General features: G+C 65.4%; 15 protein-coding genes. 4 read left to right on the top strand and 11 right to left on the bottom strand.

Annotated features, from left to right (window positions below; genetic code table 11):
- Positions 1–100 precede the first annotated feature (100 nt).
- Positions 101–1354 carry a sigma-70 family RNA polymerase sigma factor gene (locus tag C8K18_RS18390; RefSeq protein ID WP_107708688.1) on the top strand — a complete coding sequence of 418 codons (1254 nt, stop codon included), beginning with the start codon at positions 101–103 and terminating at the stop codon, positions 1352–1354.
- Here the strand turns inward: C8K18_RS18390 and C8K18_RS18395 are convergent.
- From C8K18_RS18395 to C8K18_RS18405, 3 genes are all read right to left on the bottom strand, one after another.
- A complete protein-coding gene (locus tag C8K18_RS18395) occupies positions 1310–2584 on the bottom strand; it encodes an EAL domain-containing protein (RefSeq protein ID WP_044021278.1) in 1275 nt (424 codons plus the stop codon). The genes C8K18_RS18390 and C8K18_RS18395 overlap by 45 nt on opposite strands.
- Before the next feature lie 679 nt (positions 2585–3263).
- Positions 3264–4649 carry a multidrug transporter subunit MdtD gene (gene mdtD, locus C8K18_RS18400; protein WP_258196146.1) on the bottom strand — a complete coding sequence of 462 codons (1386 nt, stop codon included), beginning with the start codon at positions 4647–4649 and terminating at the stop codon, positions 3264–3266.
- A gap of 292 nt (positions 4650–4941) precedes the next feature.
- Positions 4942–6351 (bottom strand): PLP-dependent aminotransferase family protein, encoded by a 1410-nt coding sequence (locus C8K18_RS18405; protein ID WP_053858671.1) that lies wholly within the window; start codon positions 6349–6351, stop codon positions 4942–4944.
- 173 nt (positions 6352–6524) lie between these two features.
- Between C8K18_RS18405 and C8K18_RS18410 the strand changes: the two genes are divergently transcribed.
- Positions 6525–6842 (top strand): DUF2917 domain-containing protein, encoded by a 318-nt coding sequence (locus C8K18_RS18410; protein WP_107708692.1) that lies wholly within the window; start codon positions 6525–6527, stop codon positions 6840–6842.
- Between the two features lie 99 nt (positions 6843–6941).
- On the opposite strand, the gene C8K18_RS18415 is transcribed toward C8K18_RS18410, so the two are convergent.
- The gene (locus tag C8K18_RS18415) at positions 6942–8168 is read right to left on the bottom strand and encodes a citrate synthase family protein (protein ID WP_107708694.1); all 1227 of its coding nucleotides are present in this window, start codon (positions 8166–8168) and stop codon (positions 6942–6944) included.
- A gap of 119 nt (positions 8169–8287) precedes the next feature.
- On the opposite strand from C8K18_RS18415, the gene C8K18_RS18420 reads away from it, so the two are divergent.
- The gene (locus C8K18_RS18420) at positions 8288–9697 is read left to right on the top strand and encodes a CoA transferase (RefSeq protein WP_107708696.1); all 1410 of its coding nucleotides are present in this window, start codon (positions 8288–8290) and stop codon (positions 9695–9697) included.
- A gap of 66 nt (positions 9698–9763) precedes the next feature.
- Here the strand turns inward: C8K18_RS18420 and C8K18_RS18425 are convergent, their stop codons facing one another.
- Positions 9764–10510 carry a GntR family transcriptional regulator gene (locus C8K18_RS18425; RefSeq protein WP_006050077.1) on the bottom strand — a complete coding sequence of 249 codons (747 nt, stop codon included), beginning with the start codon at positions 10508–10510 and terminating at the stop codon, positions 9764–9766.
- A gap of 228 nt (positions 10511–10738) precedes the next feature.
- On the opposite strand from C8K18_RS18425, the gene C8K18_RS18430 reads away from it, so the two are divergent.
- On the top strand, positions 10739–11584 hold the full coding sequence (locus C8K18_RS18430) for an aldo/keto reductase (protein ID WP_107708698.1): 846 nt from the start codon (positions 10739–10741) through the stop codon (positions 11582–11584).
- Between the two features lie 31 nt (positions 11585–11615).
- Here the strand turns inward: C8K18_RS18430 and C8K18_RS18435 are convergent, their stop codons facing one another.
- From C8K18_RS18435 to C8K18_RS18460, 6 genes are all read right to left on the bottom strand, one after another.
- Entirely contained in the window at positions 11616–12098 is a 483-nt protein-coding gene (locus C8K18_RS18435) for a hypothetical protein (RefSeq protein ID WP_107708700.1), read from the bottom strand.
- A gap of 114 nt (positions 12099–12212) precedes the next feature.
- Positions 12213–14357, bottom strand: a complete 2145-nt coding sequence (locus tag C8K18_RS18440) for an ABC transporter ATP-binding protein (protein WP_107708702.1) — start codon at positions 14355–14357, stop codon at positions 12213–12215.
- On the bottom strand, positions 14354–15223 hold the full coding sequence (locus tag C8K18_RS18445) for an ABC transporter permease (RefSeq protein ID WP_107708704.1): 870 nt from the start codon (positions 15221–15223) through the stop codon (positions 14354–14356). The genes C8K18_RS18440 and C8K18_RS18445 overlap by 4 nt, the downstream gene beginning before the upstream one ends.
- The gene (locus C8K18_RS18450) at positions 15220–16227 is read right to left on the bottom strand and encodes an ABC transporter permease (protein ID WP_006050082.1); all 1008 of its coding nucleotides are present in this window, start codon (positions 16225–16227) and stop codon (positions 15220–15222) included. The genes C8K18_RS18445 and C8K18_RS18450 overlap by 4 nt, the downstream gene beginning before the upstream one ends.
- A gap of 59 nt (positions 16228–16286) precedes the next feature.
- Positions 16287–17960: an ABC transporter substrate-binding protein gene (locus tag C8K18_RS18455; RefSeq protein ID WP_006050083.1), complete on the bottom strand. Its 1674-nt coding sequence runs from the start codon at positions 17958–17960 to the stop codon at positions 16287–16289.
- 351 nt (positions 17961–18311) lie between these two features.
- Positions 18312–19340 carry a HoxN/HupN/NixA family nickel/cobalt transporter gene (locus tag C8K18_RS18460; protein WP_006050084.1) on the bottom strand — a complete coding sequence of 343 codons (1029 nt, stop codon included), beginning with the start codon at positions 19338–19340 and terminating at the stop codon, positions 18312–18314.
- Positions 19341–19343: the final 3 nt, after the last annotated feature.

Below are 19343 nucleotides of genomic sequence, written 5' to 3' on the forward strand. Positions count from 1 at the left end.
CCCAATCGTCAAGCTGCAATGGATGTCTTTGCGGCGCGCGGTCGAGGAATCTGGCAGGCGGCGCACGCGCTTTTACCACGCACGATCTGGAGGTCTACGCATGAAAGAACACGAAATCGACAAGGCATCCAGCTTCGGGGCGGTGCGGGCCCGCCTGCTCGCGTTGGCGTACCGCATGCTCGGCAGCCGTGCGGAGGCGGAAGACATCGTGCAAGACGTCTGGCTGAAGTGGCATCTCGCTGATACGCATGAGGTGCAGACGCCGGCCGCGTGGCTCACCACGCTCACCACGCGCACGGCGATCGACCGTCTGAGAAATGTGCAGCGCGAGCGCGAGTCTCAGGCCACCGGCTGGCTGCCGGAGCCGTGGCTCGACGAATTCGCGCCATCGGCTGAAGAACTCGCGCTGCGTGCGGCGGAAATGTCCTATGGCGTGATGCTTTTGCTGGAGCGCCTCAAACCCGACGAGCGCGCCGCGTTTGTGCTGCATGAAGCGTTCGATTGCGACTACGCGGAGATCGGCAGGATTCTTGAACGTAGCGCGACCAGTTGCCGGCAGATCGTGCATCGGGCGAGGGCGCGCCTGCAGCGCGCGGGCGCACCGTTGCATCGGGCCGATCCGGAGAGTCACGCGCGGATTGTCGAGCGCTTGCGCAACGCACTTGAGGCGCAGGACAGGACTAGCCTGCTCGAGCTGTTTAGCGATGCGCCGCATGTCGTCAGCGACGAGCCGGTGTGCGGAGCGCCGCTGAATGTGCCGGGCGACTCACCGGCTGTTGTGCGTGCCGCTGCCTCGACAAACTGCTATGCACACGCCGATGCACGCGCGCTTGGTGTGCCGCCGAAGGCGTTCCCCCAGGCACGCACCGGCGCGTCAGACCGCGCATTGGGTGACTGGATGGAGAAGGTGACGTCGCTTGCACGTCAGGCGAGCCACGTGGAACTGGTATCGGTGGAGGGGGCGTTGTCTATCGTGCTGCTTATCGAAGGCGACGTCGTTGCGTTGATCGACATCGCCACCGAGGGCTCAGGCAGCGGCGCGGCGAGCGGCATGAAAAACGGGACGACCGGCGGCTTCGACACTGGCTTCGAGAGCGGCCTTACAACCGGGCTCACCACCGGGCTCACCACCGGCGAGGCGCACGGTCATAGGCGGGCCCACGGTCCGCTCAACGGCGCTGCAAGAATCGTTTCGTTGCATGCAGTGACGAGCGCATCGCGATTGCTGGCCGCCAATCGCGTGCTGGGCCGCACGGCGGTCACCGAGTTGCTGGCGCGCATTCAGCAGCGCTCGGTGGACTCGGCCGACTCAATTGCGATGAGCCGCGACTTCCCAGTTGATGTCTACGCATAGCACTTGCGTGCCACCGGGCGTGTGCGCCGCGATGGAAGCGGTCACGCACAAATGCGCTTCATTGATCGACAGATAAGGAGGAGTGAGATGCACGCGCCCAGGCGTACGCATCGCCTGAATGAAGTAAGGCCGGCGCTCCCAGCTTGCACCTTCGGAATGCAATAGCGGACGGAAGCGTTTCGCACGTTGCGACGCGCGGCCAGGAGGCAGTACGTTGTCGCCGATTTGCCGTCCGGAGCCATCCAGAATGAAGCAGCGTGCTGTCTCGCCGAGCTTGAGCAGCGCGGCCGTCGCGTCAGCGGCTGGCTGCCCGGCAACCAGCTGTGCGGCTGCGGTTTCGAGCGCGCTGACGTACGGCGCGAGCCGCGTCGCCTGCGCGCGTTCACGCGTGGCAACACGCTCGCGCAGCGCGGCGGAGAGCGAGTCCATCAAGCCGGCAGCGGCTTGCGGCTTGACCGGTTCGACGCTCGGCCCAGCGAAGAATGCGCCCTGGACGAAATCGACGTTGCATTCGAGTGCGATCAGCGCATCGCGCTCTGTGGTCAGGCCGCCCATCAGGACCAATTGGCCGGATTCATGCAGCAGGGAGACGAGACCGGGCAGCACGCGTTCAATGTGCGAGTGCTCGCTTGCCTGCGCAAGAATGCAGCGGTCGAGCGTGACGATATCGGGCCGCAGATTCCACACGCGGTCGATGTTCGAATGCTTGGCGCCGAAGCCATCGAGCGCGATGAGGAAGCCCGACTTGCGCAACGCGTCGATGATCTCGGCGAAACGCGTCGTTTCTCCGCCCGCTTGCTCGGAGACCTCGAGCACTACACGCTGCGGCGGCAAGCCCAACGCCTTGAGCCCGGCGAGCAACGCGTCGCCGTAGCTCGTGTCCATCAGCGCGGCCGGATGGAGACTCAGAAAGAGCCATTCGTCGTGACTGTCGAATGCATTGAAGTTGCCAAGGTGGAGCGACTCGGCCAGCCGGCCGAGTTCCAGCAAGTCGCCGCGGCGCGCGGCCTGCGTGAACACCTCGTGCGAGGGGACTTGCCGCGCATGCTCGTCGTGCGCGCGCAGCGAGGCGTGATAGCCGATCGCGCGCCGGTGCGACACGGAGAAAACCGGCTGAAACACGCTGAAAACGGTGTAGCCGCCGTAGAGAACGGTGCGCCGGGAGCCCTCGTCGCCGGCCATCGGGCGGGGAGGCTGAAAACCGGGAGGATCGAGTTCGATCATGCTCATCATGTCAGTCGTGTGGGTGGCGGCCGGATTAGGGGCTCAATGCGGAAGCTGCACGCGCAATGCGTAAGTTTACAGGATAGGTGAGCAAGATCTATGCGCATACGAAAGGCTGGCGGGGTGCGCAGTTGGCGCGCGAGCTGCCGAGTGTCGGTCAACGACGCGGGCACCGGCATGATGTATCGCACTTCGCTGGTGCGGGCTGCGCCCCGTTGCGGGTCGAAGTTGGTGGTGGTCATGTCGCGCCTGAATGCGAGTAAGTGACTACCTTGGGCGTGGTATCCGTTGAACATCCGCTCGGATAGTGTGGCGCCATGACGGCTTGCGTAGGTAGCTAGCCCTCAGCCCTCAGCCCTCAGCCTTTCGCCTTCAACCTCCAGCCCTCACATCTCAGCCTTCAACCACGAGCCACGAGCCACGAGCCACGAGCCACGAGCCACGAGCCACGAGCCACGAGCCACGAGCCACGAACCACGAACCACGAACCACGAACCCCCAGCCACCAGCCTTCACCCCTCAGCGGCTAGCCTCCACCGTTCCACCTCCAGCCCCCAAGTCATCGAGCCGCCGAGCCATCAAGCCATCAAGCCATCAAGCCATCGAGCCATCAAGCCATCGAGCCACTTCCGCCCGCATTCCAAGCGCAACCTTCCCACCAGCAAACCCCCACCAACCCCACCCCTCACGTCCGCTCCGACGGATCAGTTTTCCTGGCCGGCGTCCGGATATCCGGCGACAACTGCGCGAAGATCCACGCCGAACCCGCGGTGATAATCCCCACGCAAAGGAACGTCGCATGAAACGCGGGCAGCGAGTTGGCAGCCGTCACGCGCGGCAAGAGCCCGGTGAAGGTCGCCAGCAGCGCGCCGGCCACGGTGACGCCGAGGCTCATCGACAGCATCTGGACCAGCGAGAACAAACTGTTGCCGCTGCTTGCGCCGCCGGTGCCGAGATCCTTGAGCGTCAACGTATTCATCGCGGTGAATTGCATCGAGTTGACGCCGCCAAACAACGCCAGTTGCACGAGCCTCAGCCAGAGCGGCTGTCCCGCGTTGGTCAGCGAGAAACTGGCCATCGTCAGGCCGACGAGAACCGTGTTGACGATCAACACGCGACGATAGCTGTACCTGACGATCAGCTTCGTCACGAGCCGCTTCGACGCCATGCCGGCAGCAGCAACGGGCAGCATCATCATGCCGGCTTCGAATGCGCTGTAGCCGAGACTCACTTGCAGCAGCAGCGGAATCAGATAAGGCATCGCGCCGCTCCCGATCCGCGCGAACAGATTGCCGAGCAGTCCGACACTGAACGTGTGAATCTTGAACAGATCGAGCGGAAAAATCGGCGCGGGCTCGCGCACCGCGTGCAAGCCATAGGCGACGAAGCAGGCCAGGCCCAGAATCAACAGCACCAGCACCGTTGCGTGTTGAATGCCGAATTCGGTGCGGCCATCGAGTGCAAACGAAATCGCCACCATGCCGACGACCAGCAGCAAGTAGCCCTTGACGTCGAACCTGCCGACCTGTTCGTTGCGGCTGTCGGGCATGAAGACGAAGGTGGCGATGCATCCGGCGATGCCCACCGGCACGTTGATCAAAAAGATCCAGTGCCACGACGCGATCTTGACGAGCCAGCCGCCCAGCGTCGGGCCGATCAATGGGCCAATCAGTCCAGGGATCGCGACGAACGACAGCGCCGGCAGATAGCGCTCTGCCGGAAAAGTCCGCAGCACGGCGAGCCGTCCGACCGGCAGCAACATCGCGCCGCCCACGCCTTGCACGATCCGGAAGATCACCAACTGGTTCAGCGTGTGAGCGTTCGCGCACAGCAACGAGCCGACCGCGAAAACCAGAATCGCGCTGAAGAACACGCGTCGCGTGCCCAGTTTGTCGGCGAGCCAGCCGGAGACTGGGATCATCACGGCCATCGTCAGCGAATAGGCGATCACGACGGACTGCATGCGCAACGGCAATTCGCCGAGGCTCGTCGCCATCGCCGGGAGGGCGGTGTTGACGATCGTCGAGTCGAGCGTCTGCATGAAAAAGCCGGTGGCGACGAGCCACAGCATGACCGTCAGCGAGCGGGCGGAAGGCGCGCTGGGCGCGACGGTCGAGGGAACGGGCTGGGTCGGCGGCGTGGACATGAAGTAGCGGCTTGGCGCTCAGAACGGGCAGGAACTCGCTATTCTAGGGAAAAGCCGCGGACGACACAGCGAGGGGTCGGGCCGCAGCACCGCGCGAGACGAGCGTGTTCGCATCTGCTGCCCGGTATCGTTTGGAGAATGCACCGACGCAGCACCGACGCAGCACGGCCGCGGTGCGGAGCCAGGCTCAGACATCCAGCGCGCAAGCCCGAGTCACTCACTTCAACTTCGCCGCCGCCCGAAAAAACGCCTGCGCACGCGGCTCGTTGCCGAACGCCGCGTGAATCCGAATCCACGGACTCGGCTCCATACCCGGCCTGAAGTAACTGCCCGGCGCGACCGTCACGCCCAGCGGCGCGCCGCATTCCACCAGCCGCTCGGCATTGTCCACGTGCGGCACGCGCGCCCACAAAAATTTGCCGCCGACGGGCTTCTCGAACACTTCCCAGCCCTCATCCTCGAGTGTCTGGATTGTCGAGCCGAGCGCGTCACGCATACGGCGGCGCAGTCGTTCGAGATACTTACGATATGCGCCGCGCTCGAGCAGCGACGCCGTCACTGTTTCCGCGAAAAGCGAGCCGCCGATGCTCGTCAGCATCTTGATGTCGACGAGATCCTTGATGATCGCGTGACTCGCGACCACGCAGCCGATGCGCAACGACGACGACAGCGTCTTCGACAGTCCGCCGATGTAGATCACGTGTTCGAGCTGATCGAGTGTGGCGAGGCGGTCGGTGACGTCGGTCTGAAAGTCGGCGTAGATATCGTCCTCGATGATCGTGAAGCCGTGTTCGCGTGCCAGTTGCAGCAGCCGGAACGCGACCGGCGGCGCGACCGTGGTCCCGGTCGGATTGTGAAACACGGTATTGATGAAGAAGAGCTTGGGCCGGTGCTGCTTCAACTGCGCCTGCATGACATCGAGATCCGGCCCGCTGCGCGTGCGTGGAATGCCGACCAGCCGCACGCCGTGCAGCTTCAGCAGGCCGTAGAGATTGTAGTAGCCGGGGTCTTCGACGAAGATCGTGTCGCCCGCCTTCAGCATGTAGCGCATCAGCAGATCGAACGCCTGACTCGCGCCGTTCGTGATCAGGATCTGCGACGTGTCCGCGCGAATCCCGAGTTGCGCGATTCGCGCCTGCAAATGTTCGCGCAAGCTGAGGTTGCCGAGCGGCGTCGCGTAATCGACCATGCTCGCGGGATCGGTGCGCAGCACGTGCCGTATCGCCTGCGCGATGCTGTCCGTATCGCGCCACGGCTCGGGGATAAAGCCGCTGCCGAGCTTCAGCGTTTCGCCGGGGTGGTTGAACTGCTGCAGCAGATGGTCGGATTCTTCTTCGGCGCGGCGCGGGTCCGAGGTGCCGTCGCATTGCGCGCCGCCGGGCGGCCGGTCCGCCACATAGAAGCCGGAACCGTGGCGCGAGTCGATGTAACCGAGCGATACAAGCCGGTCGTACGCCTCGATGACCGGAAAGCGGCTCACGCCGTAGTCGGCGGCGAACTGGCGGATCGACGGCAATTTCGAGCCCGGATGCGCGGTCCGTGAACGAATCCAGGTGCTGACGCCCGCGACGATCTGCTCCGTCAGCGGTACGCCGTTGTCTCTATCAAGCTGAATCTCAAGTCGCATGTGCTTTCCTTCCCGGACAAGACGTGCGGTGCGGTTCAGGAGCTCACACACGCCAACTGTTCGGTTTTTCGACTGCACAGTTCCGATGAAACTGTTCGGAACTGTGCATGGGTATTCGATGATCGCACGACAATAATCGATACAACACAAAAGCCCTCTGAAGGAGAACGGCCATGCGTGAAGTGCGGATTTTCGAACTGGAACATGACGAGCCGGTGGCCGCGTGGCGCGTCGCGCGCCCGTCCACTTTCAAGGTGATCTCGGGTGAAATCTGGCTAACGGTCGAAGGTGACCGCGACGACTATTGGCTCGCCACCGGCGAATCGATCGATCTGCCGCGCGGGGCGGTCGCGTGGATCAGCGCGGGAGAGGCGGGTGCGCGCTTCGCGCTCGCCAGCGGCTCGGAGCGTAGTGCGGAACGTGGCTTGACGAGGCCGGCGCGCCGCGTGTCGGTGCCGAGCTGGCTGCCGCGTTGGCTCGGCGCTATGTGAAGGAGCGGAGGGGAGCGTTTTGCGCGACAGTCGTTGCGTGAAGAGAGAAGGAGCCCGCCGGGCCGGCGCGTAGGTGCCCCGCCCGACGACAAGAAACGCTCAACTCTCCCCCACATACCTCGCCCGCGGCCGGATCAAGCCGCCGTCGCGCGCCTGTTCCATCGCATGCGCGATCCACCCGACGACACGCCCCACCGCAAACAACGTGAAAGCGGCGCCCACGGGCAAGCCAAGCACCCGCTCGATAGCCGCGAGCGCGAAGTCGACGGTCGGCTCAGCACCGGTCGTATCGCGGACCGCCCGCGCCAGCGCCTGCACCTCGCCGAGCGGCGAGCGCGCCGGCGCGCACTCGCGCAACAATTCCAGCAGGAGCCGCGCGCGCGGATCGCCTTGCGGATACAGCGGATGGCCGAAGCCGGACAGCACCGGCCCCTGCGCGCCGTGCTCATCGCGCGATAGACGAGTGGCCAGGTAACGATCGAGATCGGCGGCGCGCGACGCTTCTTCGAACAACGCCGCGATGCGCATGGTCTCGCCGCCGTGACGCGGGCCGGCCAGCGCGGCGAGACCGCCCGCGACCGCGCCGAACAGATGCGTGCCCGTCGACGTAATGCAGCGAACCGTGAAGGTGGACGCATTCAGTTCATGGTCCGCGCACGCGACCAGCGCGGCGCGCAGCAGCGCCGCCTGCTGCCGGTTGCGGACCTGCCAGGCGGACGCCAACTGCCGATGCAGCGGCGCATTCGAAGGCGCGGCCGAGATCATCGCGGCGGCCAGCAGCCGCATCACGGCGCACGCGTTGTCCAATTGCGCATCGCTCCCGAGCGCCCAGACCCGCGGCATTTGCGCGGCCGCCGCGGGCAGCAGCACGAGCGCGCGATCGAGCGGCGTGCTGTCGCCCCACAGCTTCAGCCACGCGGCCCATTGAGCGGCGCCGAGCGGGACGGGCGGCGCATCGGCGATACGCGCCGCGCTGCACTCCCACAGCAATGCCGCAATATCTTCGAGCGATTCGGTGCGCGCAAGCTCCATCGCATCGCGTCCGCGATACAGCAGGCGACCATCGGCGACGAGCGTAATCGACGATTCCAGCACCGGTACGCCCCAATCCAGCACTTTCTGCGCGACTTTGCCCGCGCGCTTGCCGTCTTCCTTGCGCCGCGCGAGCCGCCGCACTTCGCGCGCGTCGTAGCGGCGATGCTTGCCTTGTGCATCCGGCGACGAACTCAGCAAGCCGCGGCTCACGTACGCATAAAGCGTGGTCACGCTGATGCCGAGTTCGGCGGCGGCTTCTGTGGCAGTCAAGGAATCGGGAGATGGGGACATGCGGATAGGCCGCACAACAACCAAACAAATCAATATACATTGATTATCACAATCAAGATTGATTCAAACAACCCACGCTCCTAGACTCATCCACATTCCTCGACCCGAATGTGAACGCCATGACCCCCGAACTCGCACTCGATCACATCTGGACGCTCGCAGGCTGCGAGCGAGCCGCGCTTCGCTCGGTTCACTTCACCGGCAGCGAGCCGGCCTTGCCGTCGGTGTTTCGTGTCGGCGCGCTGGCGTGCGCGACCATCGCCGCGACGGGGCTGGCAGCGGCTGAATATCATCGGTTGCGCACGGGACGCGGGCAGCGCGTCAGCGTGGACATGCGCCGCGCGCTGGCTTCGTTTCGCAGCGAACGTTATCTGCGAATCGACGGTGGTCCGCCGCCCGCGCTGCGCGATCCTGTGACGGGTTTTTATGAGACGCGCGACGGCCGCTGGATTCAATTGCACACGAACTTCGCGCATCATCTGGCGGGCGTATTGAAAGTGCTCGGCTGCGAGAACGATCGCGCGGCGGTCGCATCGGCGATACGTGGATGGGATGGCTCGGCGCTCGACCAGACGCTCGCCGACGCCGGCCTGTGCGCCGCGTTGATTCGCACGCCGCAAGAGTGGGCCGCGCTCGATCAGGCAAAGGCAATCGCGCGTCTGCCGCTCTTCGAAATAGAGCGAATCGGCGATGCCCCGCCGGAACTCGCGACGCGGCATGCGTCGCCGTCGGTGAATGCGGGCAGCCGGCCGCTGTCGGGTGTGCGCGTGCTGGACCTGTCGCGCATCATCGCCGGTCCGGTGGGCGGGCGCGCGCTCGCGCAGCATGGCGCCGAAGTGTTGATGATCAACGGCCCGCATCTGCCGAACATTGCGCCGCTCGTCATCGACAACGGCCGCGGCAAGCGCTCGGCCGTGCTCGATCTGCGCGATGCGGCAGGCCGCGAAACGCTGCGCGGCTTGACACGCGGTGCCGATGTCTTTCTACAGGCGTATCGCCCCGGCGCACTGGCGGCGCGCGGATTCGGTCCCGACGATGCAGCGCGTCTGCGGCCCGGCATCGTCTACGTGTCGGTGTGCGCGTATGGATACGAAGGGCCGTGGGCGTCGCGGCGCGGGTTCGACAGCCTCGTGCAGTCCGCGAGCGGCATCGCGGCGACGGAGCAGCGCGCGGCGGCATCCGCGGAGCCGAGGCATCTGCCGTGTCAGGCGCTCGATCACGCGACCGGCTATCTCGCCGCGTTCGGCGCGATGGCCGCGTTGGCGCGGCGCGCTACCGAAGGCGGTAGCTGGCATGTGAAGGTGTCGCTCGCGCAGACGGGCCGCTGGCTGCAATCGTTCGGTGAGATTCCCGACGGCTGGCAGGCGCCTGAGCTCACGCTTGACGACGTACGCGACTGCGTCGATACCGTGCAGTCCGGGTTTGGCCGCGTGCAGGCTGTGCAGCCGGCCGAGCAGCTCGACGAGACGCCGGCTTTCCTTGCGCTGCCACCCGCGCCGATCGGCACGCACGAGGCGAAGTGGGTTTGATGCGTTGATGCGGCCGCATCACGACGGCCGCATCGAAGAAAGCTTGCACAGCAAACTCCCAACCACCTACTTACGCAACTCCGCCACAAAATCGTAGTAATCGTTACGGCAATAAGTGTCGGTCAGTTCAATAGCGCGCTGATCCGCCGTATAGCCCACACGAGTGATCAGCAGCAGCGCCTCATTCGGCGCGATGCTCATTTGCTGCGCGATTTCCTCACTCGCATTCACTGCGCGGAAATGCTGCAACGCGCGGACGATGGTCAGCCCGCGGTTCTCCAGGTACGTATAAAGCGAATCGCCGATGGCCTGCGGATCGGGAATCACCGCAGCCGGAAAGGTCGAGTTCTCGACGGCCATCACGATGCCGTCCGCGAGACGCAAGCGCCGCAGACGCGTCACCGCCGCAGCCGGCGACAGCCCGAGCTGGATCACTTCATCGCGATTGGCCGGCAGGATCTCGCGCGACAGCCACTGAGAACTCGGCGTAAAGCCCCGCCGCCGCAGCATTTCGCTGAAGCTCGACAGACGCGACAGCGGGTCTTCGTAGCGTGGCGTGATGAAACTGCCGGCGCCCTGCGTGCGTCGAATCAAACCTTGTTCGACGAGCAACGCGATGGCCTTGCGAGACGTGATTCGCGAAACGCCAAGCGCCTCCGAGAGCACACGCTCCGAAGGCAGCGCTTCGCCCGCGTTCCAGCGATTCTCGTGGATTGCGGCGCCGAGCTTGCGGGCAAGTTGCAGGTAGAGCGGTGTGTCGTTTTCCGGGTCCGGGCGCAGGTCGCGCCAGCGGTCTTCCGAGGCAGAGGTCATGGGGCTTACGCTAGAAGGGCGAGGAGCAATTCTAAGACATCGGCGCGCGACGTTATAGCGGGCTTTTGCCTGGTCATCGGTCGGATCGCGGCGTAGCCGCTAAACTCGTCGATGCGTCGTCGATGCGTCGTCGATACGAATCGAGCAGCAGCGCCGTGCGCCGGGTCTGTGTTTCGCGCCGTCGCATGGTCGGACATTCAGCCATAGTCAGTCACTTCAGGAGCCAGCATGACGAGCGACATCGCAAGCGTGAGCCTGCCCGACGGCGAGCGCATCCCGAAACTGGGGCAAGGCACATGGGAGATGGGCGAGCAGCCCTCACGCCGCGCGGCTGAGATCGACGCGCTGCGATGCGGCGTCGAGCTCGGCATGACGCTGATCGATACCGCCGAAATGTACGGCGACGGCGCAACCGAATCGCTGCTCGGCGAAGCGCTTGCAGGACTGCGCGACCAGGTGTTCCTTGTCAGCAAGGTGTATCCGCATAACGCGAGCCGGCGCGGCGTGATTGCGGCGTGCGAACGCAGCCTCAAACGTCTGAACACGGATCGGCTCGATCTGTATCTGCTGCACTGGCGCGGCTCGGTGCCGCTCGCGGAGACGGTCGCGGCATTCGAGGCGCTGCGCGAAGCCGGCAAGATCCGCCACTGGGGCGTGAGCAACTTCGATACCGACGACATGGAAGAACTCGTGGCCACGCCCGGCGGCGAGTCGTGCGCGACGAACCAGATTCTGTATAACGTCGCGCGGCGCGGGCCGGAGTTCGACCTGCTGCCCTGGCTCGCCGCGCGCAATATGCCGGCCATGGCCTACAGTCCCGTCGATCACGCGCGTCTGCCGCGCCGCTCGCCGCTCGACGATATTGCGAGCGCGCGCGGCGTCTCGGTGTTCCAGGTGGCGCTTGCCTGGGTGCTGCAACAGCCGGGCGTGTTCGCGATTCCGAAGGCGGGCCGCGTCGAGCACGTGCGCGACAACTATCGCGCGCTCGAATTGCGGCTCGACGCAGAGGAGCTTGCCGCCATCGACGGCTACTTCAAGCCGCCGCGCGGCAAGCGCGCGCTGGAAATGCTCTGAGCGTCGCGCTCACCGCAGGGGCAGTGCGTCGTCAATTGCAGCTGTGATGCATGTGCACTGAGCCCAGCACCGCGACTTCGGCGGGCGTGTGCTTGAGCGACTCGTCGTTGACCTGGCCCGCGTCCGTGACGAATTCCTCGACGATCGACGACACCGGCGCATTGCGCAGACACAGCGACACGCGCTGCGTTTCGTTGGCCGGCAAGGGCGTGCGCTGACCGAGGAACAACACGCCGTACTGATAGCCGTGGATGATGCCGCGAATCGCGCCGACACACTGGCCCTGCGCGACGTTATCGTTCTTCTGCTTGCAGGTCTGCGCGAGCGAGTACGCGGAGAAGCTGGGATCGACAGGCGGCGCGGCCTGCGACAACGTGGGCGACAGTGGTTGCGCGGCCGGCGCCGGCTTTTGCGCGCCGGTCTGCGCATGCGCGAGCGAGGCGAGACTCAAAGCGGCGGCCGCGGCAAGGCCGGCGACCGCACGCGCCGCGTAGCGGGGGACGTTTCGTTGCATGTTGTGATGCCCTCATATCGAACGTTGAATTGATATGAGGCAATCGCGGCGCTTTGGTTCCAGGCACGCGCGGCTGGCGCATCTATTGCGATGGGTCGCGTACGGCGTTTTGCGTTAGACAGTTGGCGCGTCGTCGGGAATGTCGTTGACCTCGTTGCGCGGGGCGGCTTGCAGCATGCGCAATTGATCGACGGGAATATGGCAGCGGATCAGGTGCTTGCCTTCGGTAGTTTCCGTGCCGCCGCTTGCGTCCGCAAACGGCGGGTCCTGCTGCTCGCAGATCGCGCCCAGCTTGCGCGGGCAGCGCGTATGAAACACACAACCCGACGGCGGCGATGCGGCGCTCGGCAAATCGCCTGAAAGCCGAATGCGGGTTTTACGCGCGTGGGCATCGAGTGTCGGTACCGACGACAGCAGCGCTTCCGTATAAGGATGCTGCGGTCCGTCGAACACCGCGGCAGCCGGCCCGATTTCGAGCAGCCTGCCGAGATACAACACGGCGATACGATCGGACAGATAGCGCACGACATGCAGATCGTGCGAAATGAACACGTAGCTGACGCCGCGCTCACGCTGCAAGTCGGCGAGCAGATTGAGAATCGCGGCCTGCACGGAGACGTCGAGCGCGGAAGTCGGCTCGTCACACACCACCACGCGCGGCTCGCCCGCGAATGCGCGCGCAATCGCGACGCGCTGCTTGAGTCCGCCGGAAAGCTGGCGCGTGCGCGAGCCGAGATAGCGCTCCGGCAAACGCACGGCGGCGGTCAGCGTGGCAAGCCGTTCGTCGATGGCGGCGCCGCGCAGCGCGCCAAGACGCGACAACGCGCGGCCTATCAGCCGCTTGACCGAATGCGCGCGATTCAACGCCGAGTCGGGATTCTGGAATACGATCTGCAGCGACTTGACCTGCTCGTCGTTGCGTCGCGTGACGCGCGCGGCGAGCGGCGCGCCGTCGAGTTCGAGCACGCTGCCGGGGTCGGGCGTGAGCAGGCCGAGCATCAGCTTCGCAAGCGTCGTCTTGCCGCTGCCTGATTCGCCGACGAGGCCGAGCGTCTCGCCGGCTGCGAGATCGAGCGATACGTTGTCGACCGCGCGCAACCCGCCGCCCGATACATGGAAAGTCTTCGACAGATTTTCGGCCCGCAGCACGAGCGCACGCGGCTCGTTGCCGCTCATCGCGCGATGGTCCGCGGGCAACGCTTGCGCGCTCGCGCGCGGCAACTCGATCGCGCGTTCGTGATAATGGCAACGCGACATCTGATCGCCATGCGCTGCGCTCACGCGATACGGCGGCGGCGCTTCGCGGCGGCAGCGGTCGTCGGCGAGACGGCAACGCTCCGCGTAGATGCAGCCTTGCGTGACCGACCCCGGCGACGGCAAGCCGCCTGCAATCGTATCGAGCCGCTCGCTGTCCTTGCTGCGTCCCGCCGTGGGCAGGCAGCGCAACAAGCCCACCGTGTACGGATGACGCGGCCGCGTGAAGACATCTTCGGTCGCGCCTTCCTCGACCAGCTTGCCCGCGTAAAGCACGCCGACGCGCTCGCACATGCGTCCGATCACGGCGAGGTTGTGGCTGATGAACAGCACAGCCGTGCCCAGCTCCGCACGCAGTTGCGCGACGAGATCGAGCACTTCGGCTTCGACAGTGGCGTCGAGCCCCGTGGTCGGTTCGTCGAGAATCAGCAGCGCGGGGTTGGAGGCCAGCGCCATCGCGATCACCACGCGCTGCTGCATGCCGCCCGACAATTGATGAGGATAGCTGGCCATCACCCGTTCCGGCGACGCAATGCGCACCCGTTGCAGCATCTCGAGCGAGCGCTGCAATGCTTCTTCGCGCGCGAGACCGGCGGCTTCGAATGCTTCGGACACTTGCCGCGCAATCGTGAGGGACGGATTCAACGCGCGGCCGGGGTCCTGATAGACCATCGAAATCGTATTGGCGCGCAGCGCTCGCAATGCATCGGCGTCGAGCTTGTTCACCTCCGCGCCCGCGATCGCGATCTTGCCCGCCTTCACTTTGCCGTTGCGCGGCAGATAGCGCAGCGCCGCCATCGCGACGGTCGACTTGCCGCAGCCCGATTCGCCGACGAGCCCATACGCTTCGCCGCGCCGCACGCGAAACGACACGTCTTGCAGCACTTCGCGATCGCGTCCGCGCATCCGGTACGTGACCGTCAGGCCGACGACGGTCAGCGCATCCGTGCGATCGCTCTTCGAGACGTCGAAGGCGGGGAACGAGGAGGGCGGCGGTCCGTTCATCGGTCGAGTACACCTTGTACGCCGTCGGCGATCAGATTCACGCCGACCACGAGCGACGCAATCGCGGCGGCCGCGAACACGACGGTCCACCATGCGCCGCCCGCCATCAGCGTGTACGACTCGGACAGCGCGAGGCCCCAGTCGGCGGACGGCGGCTGAATGCCGAAGCCGAGAAACGACAGCGTGGCCACCGCGAAGATCGCGTAGCCGAGCCGCACGGTCGCCTCGACGATGATGGGCGGCAGCACGTTCGGCAAGATCTCCGCGAACATGATGTACGGCGCGCGTTCGCCGCGCAGTTGGGCGGCGGCCACGTAGTCGAGATGGCGCTCGGCGAACACGGCGGCGCGCACGGTGCGCGCGGTGATCGGCGCGAACGTGATGCCGATCACGAGTATCACCGTGAAGTTCGACGCGCCCACCGCGGCAAGCGCGAGCAACGCGACGATCACGAGCGGCAGCGCGAGAATGGCGTCGATTGCGCGGCCCACCACGTTGTCGACCCAGCCGTCGAAGTAGCCGACCACGAGACCGAGCGCGGTGCCCGTCGCCGTGCCGAGCAGCGTCGCGAGTGGCGCAATCGTGAGAATGTCGCGCGCGCCGACGATCACGCGCGAGAACACGTCGCGGCCCAGTTGATCCGTGCCGAACCAGTGCGTGTGATCAGGCGGCATCAGCGAGTTGAGCGGATCGGACGCGTACGGATCGACGGGCACGAACCACGGCCCGGCGATCGCACAAGCAATCCACCATACGACGATGACGAGGCCGACGACGAACGTCGGCGAGCGCAGCAGCACGCGCAACGGGTCGAAGCGCGGCTCGCTCGCGGCGCGCGGCGCGGCCGGTGGAACGATCGTGCTCATTCGGCGCTCCTCACGCGCAAGCGCGGATTGAGCAGCACGTGCAACGCATCCGCGATCAGATTGGCGGCGGTGTACACCACGCCGATGGTCAGTACGCCGGCTTCGAGCATGGGGAAGTCTTTGGCCTTCGCGGCGTTGTAGATCAGCGAGCCGATGCCCGGATAGCGGAATAGCGTCTCAACCACGACGAGGCCGCCGATCATGTAGCCGAGCTGGGTCGCGGCGACGGTGATGGTCGGCAGCAGCGCATTGCGCAGCACATGCCGCCAGATCACGACATGACGCGGCAAGCCCTTCAATATCGCGGTGCGCGTGTAGTCGGCGTCGAGCGCTTCGACGGTGCCGGCGCGCGCCATCCGCGCGATGTAGCCGAAGAACACCAGCACGAGCGGCAGGATCGGCAGAATCAGGTAACGCAACTGTTCGAGCGCGCCGGCATCCGGCGGATAGGACGCTTCGATCGGCAGCCAGCGCAGCCACACGCCGAACACGAGAATCAGCACGATCGACGAGACGAACTCGGGCACCACCGTTGCCGACAAACCCGCGATGCTGATCGTGCGATCGAGCCAGCGTCCCGCATGCATGGCGGACCACACGCCGCCCGCAATGCCGAGCGGCACGACGACGATGAACGCGAGCAAGCCGAGCTTCGCGGAATGCGCGAGCGCATCGGCGATGAACGGTCCCACCGGCTCGCGATACGCGTACGAAAGCCCCATGTCGCCGCGCAGAAAATGTGTGATCCAGTCGACGTATTGCGTCGTCAGCGGACGGTCGGCGCCGAGTTGATGATTGAGCGCGGCGACCGCGCGCGCGTCGGCGAGCGGCCCGAGCACCGCGCGGCCGATGTCGCCGGGCAACAGTTGGCCGCCCGCAAACACGATCATCGACAACAGCCACAGCGTGATCAACGAGAGGCCGACGCGCGTCGCCAGAAAACGCACGACGCGCCCGGCGTTGCCGTTCGGCGCGGAAGCGGAGGGATTTGCAGTGGTCGACATAGTGAACGGCTGACCAGTCAAAGGCGGCGCGCGAGTAAAACGCTCAGACGCTGGGACGCTCAGGCGCTCAGCACCGCGCGGTCGAAATAAAGCTGCGCGAGCGCGGTGAAACGCACGCCGTTCACGCCCTTGCGCATCGCGATCAGTTGATCGTAGAAGAATGGAATGATGATCGGCGTTTCGTCGAGCAACAAGGTCTGAATCTGCCCGGAGATTTTCTTCTGCGAGGCGAGGTCGACAGCCGCGACGAACTGCGCGACCAGTTGATCGTATTGCGGATTCTGAAAGTGCGCGGCATTCCATGTGCCGCCGCTCGTGAGCGGCGCATTCAGGAACACGTTCGGCACGCCGCGATGACCGTAGTCGGTGATGCCGAGCGGCGAGTCGAGCCAGTCCGATTTGCCCGGCGTGCCCGCGCCGTAATACAGCGACTGGCTCTCGACTTTCAGATTGATGCGCACGCCGATCGCCTTCGCCGCGTTCTGCACGACGACCGCGAGATCGGGAATCTCCATGTACTTTTCGGTGGTCAGCGTGACGTCGAAGCCGTTGGGCACGCCCGCTTGCGCGAGCAACTGCTTGGCCTTCGCGACGTCGATCCTGCGCTGCGGCACGCCCGCATCCGACGAAGGAAACACCGGCGCGAACGGGCTGTCGTTGCCGAGTTGCGCGCGGCCCTTGAAGAGGCCGCGCACCAGCACGTCGCGATCGAGCGACAACGCGAGCGCCTGGCGCACGCGCTTGTCCTTGAAGAGCGGATTGTCGTTGCGCATATGAATCTGCCGATGCGCGCTCGACTTGACGCCCACTGCCTTGTAGTCGGGGTTGTTCAGAATGGCCGCGCCGCCCTGCACGGTGAACGTGCCCATCACATCGGCCTGATGGCCTTGCAGCGCGAGCAGTTGCGCCTGCTGGTCCGCGTAAAACGAAAACTGTACCCGTTGCGGTAACGCTTTTTCGCCCCAGTAATCGGGGTTGCGCACGAACGACGCGCCGACCTTCGCCTGATACTTCTCGAGCTTGAACGGCCCGGTGCCGATGAAGCTCTTTTCATAACCGCCCGCGTAGTTCGCCGGCAGGATCACTGCGTTGTAATTGTCCGAAGAAACGTAGTAGGGGAAGTTGCCGTTCGGCGCGTCGAGGTGGAAAGCGACCGTGTGGTCGTCGACCGCTTTTGCGCCGCCTTTGGACAGCACGCCCTTTAGCACCGACAGCGCCGCCGAGCCGCTTGCCGGATCGGCGAGACGGTCGAACGTCGCGACCACGTCTTTCGCGGTGAACGGCTGGCCGTCGTGGAACTTCACGTTCTCGCGCAGCTTGAAGGTCCACACATCGCCCTTGTCGTTCGGTTTCCACGACAACGCGAGCGCCGGCTTCAGAACGAGCTTTTCGCCGTCGTCGTCGATCAGGAATTCGCCGGTCTGGTTCAGCAGCGCGAGGCTCGCTGCGTCCGTCACCGTGAGCGGATCGACCGCGCCGGCGGGCGTCAGATGCGCAACGCGAATCGTCTGATTCGACGGCGTGCCGGGTTTCGCGCTGCCCTGTGCCGATGCGCGCGGCGCGTCGAGCACGCCGCCGCCCACGAGCGACAAGCCGATCACGCTCGCATAGCGCAGCAGTTCGCGGCGCGTGATGCGGCCGGCGCGGAATTCGTCGATGGCGTGATTGCCGTAGGCGTCGGCGGTGCGGCGGGCAAGGTCGAGAGCGGGGAATCGGTCAGCGGGAGTCTTCATCGTTGGAATGTCCAGTCCGTTCGGTTGCCGGTTCTGAGAAGCCGCGCCGGATGCGCGGCAGGTTGACTGCGCATGGGCGCTGTTTCGGCGATGCAAGGCCGTTTCAGTTTAAGCGATTGCTCGCGGATTGGAGCGCTTGCGTCGGCGCGAGGTCCGCGATCGGCGGATAAAAAGGGCCGGTGTGTGTCGTGATGACAACGGTTGCGATGGCTTCACGGGGCATCGCGCGGAAGCCGCGCGTCCCTGCTGCGGGCTGCGCGCGTGGACTTCGATTGCCATTGGTGGCGCTATAGCGAACGAACCGGCAACGGAGCTATGAAGAGCTTCAACGCTCGAGCGCGGTTCATCAACTCACCGCGCTGCGACGTCCGGCCGCCGCCAGCGATGAAACAGCACCGAGCCGATCCAGCACGCCATGAACGCCGCGACGATTCCGTAGCCGAGCACACCGAACTGCTCGTTGACGCTCGCCGCCGCATCCCACACGCCGCCACTGAGCCCGAGTTTGTCCGACAGCAGTCCCAACGCTTCGACGCCGCCAATCACGATCGCGATGACCGCCGACACGAACGTAATGCTCGCGTTGTAGTAGAGCTTGCGCTTCGGGTCGTCCATCGCCCAGCCGTATGCGTGGACCATCAGCACGTTATCCGTCGAATCGACGAGCGTCATGCCCGCGGTGAAGAGCGCGGGGAACACGAGGATCGAATACAGCGGCAAGCCCTTGCCGGCTTCGGACGCGGCGATCGCGAGCAGACCGATCTCGGTGGCGGTGTCGAAGCCGAGGCCGAACAGCACGCCGACAGGGTACATATGCCAGCTTTTCGTCACGAGCCGGAACAGCGGCCGCAGCGCGCGCGATAGAAGGCCGCCGGGTGCGCCTGCATCGGCACGATCGAACGCGATCACAGCGGCTTCGCCGTCGCGCTGCACATGACGATAGCGGCGCCATACATCGCGCAGAATCACGAGATTCACAGCCGCGAGCACGAGCAGAAACGTCGCCGAAACCAGCGTGCCGATCGTGCCGCCCACGGCCTTGAACGTCTCGAAGCGGCCGTGCAGCGAATGCGCGGTCCACGCAATGCCGAGCGTCGCCAGGATCACGATGGTCGAATGTCCCAGCGAAAACGCGAGACCCACGCCAAGCGGGCGCTTGCCGGTCTGCATCAGCTTGCGTGTGACGGCGTCGATGGCGGCGATGTGGTCCGCGTCGACCGCATGGCGCAGACCGAATCCATACGCGAGCAAGGCCGTGCCGACGAGCAGCGGATAGTGGCGGAACGCGATCAACGCCCACGCCCAGGCGGCGAGGTTGGCGGCGATCAGAACGGCGTACAGCGTGAGAAGGCGAGGGCGCAGCGAAGCGGTCGGCGTCATGAG

The organism is Paraburkholderia sp. GV068, assembly GCF_003058125.1.
Classification (GTDB): domain Bacteria; phylum Pseudomonadota; class Gammaproteobacteria; order Burkholderiales; family Burkholderiaceae; genus Paraburkholderia; species Paraburkholderia graminis.